At 72.7% G+C, this 1,045-nt stretch carries 2 protein-coding genes; both read left to right on the top strand.

Going from position 1 to position 1,045, the window contains the following annotated elements:
- On the top strand, positions 1-728 hold a 728-nt coding region (locus FVW27_RS16790; protein WP_167127340.1), incomplete at its 5' end, for a PstA family ABC transporter permease.
- Positions 719-1,045 (top strand): ATP-binding cassette domain-containing protein (locus FVW27_RS16795; protein WP_167127342.1); only part of this gene is annotated, 327 nt, incomplete at its 3' end. The genes FVW27_RS16790 and FVW27_RS16795, both read left to right, overlap by 10 nt.

Consider the following 1,045-nt stretch of genomic DNA (forward strand, 5'->3'; position numbering starts at 1 on the left):
CCGGGCTGCGCCCGGTGTGGGACGGCATATGGCCCGCCTGCGCGGGCAGCCTGTACCTTGTGGGGCTGGCCACCCTGCTGGTGCTGGGGCCGGGCGTGGGCTGCGGCATCTACCTTGCCGAATACGCGGGGCCGCGCGCCCGCCGCCACCTGGGGCTGGCCGTGGAACTGCTGGCCGGGGTGCCGTCCATCGTCATGGGGCTGTTCGGGTTCACGCTCATCCTCGTGCTGCGCCGCACCTTCGTGCCGCAGGCCAACACCTGCCTGCTGCTGGCCGCGGGGTGCCTGGCCCTGCTGGTGCTGCCCCCGCTGGTGGTGTCCACCCGTGCCGCGCTGGAATCGCTGCCCCACGGCTTGCGGCTGACCGGGGCGGCCCTTGGGCTGACCCGCGAGCAGACCGTGTTCCGGGTGTTGCTGCCGGAGGCCGGGCGCGGCATCCTGGGCGGGGTCATGCTGGTCATGGGCCGCGCGGCGGAAGACACGGCGGTGATCCTGCTCACCGGGGTGGTGGCCAACGCCGGGCTGCCCGCCGGGCTGCTGGCCAAGTTCGAGGCCCTGCCCTTCACCATCTACTACACCGCCGCCCAGTACCAGACCGAGGACGAACTGGCGCGCGGCTTTGGCGCGGCGCTGGTGCTGCTGGTCCTTTCCGGCTCCATGATGCTGGGGGCCGGGGCCTTGCAGCGGGTGATGGCGCGGCGCCACAAGGGAGAGGATGCATGGAACTGAACATACGCGATCCCGAGCCGGGCCTGCGGGTAACCGGGTTGTGCGTGTCCTTCCATGGTCGCCCGGCGGTAAAGGACGCCTCGCTGGATCTGCCCCGCGCCGGGGTCACCGTGCTGCTGGGCCGCTCCGGCTCGGGCAAGACCACCTTCCTGCGCGCCCTGAACCGCCTGAACGAATGCTTTCCCGGTTGCGAGACCACCGGCTCCATCGTGCTGTACCCCGGCGGCCCCCATGGCGGGCGGCATGCGGACGGCCCCCCCGGCACCCCGGACGTGCCGGGGCCGGACGGACCGTGTGACGTGCTGGGGCCGCATGCC

It is taken from the genome of Nitratidesulfovibrio liaohensis (assembly GCF_011682075.1).
GTDB lineage: Bacteria > Desulfobacterota > Desulfovibrionia > Desulfovibrionales > Desulfovibrionaceae > Cupidesulfovibrio > Cupidesulfovibrio liaohensis.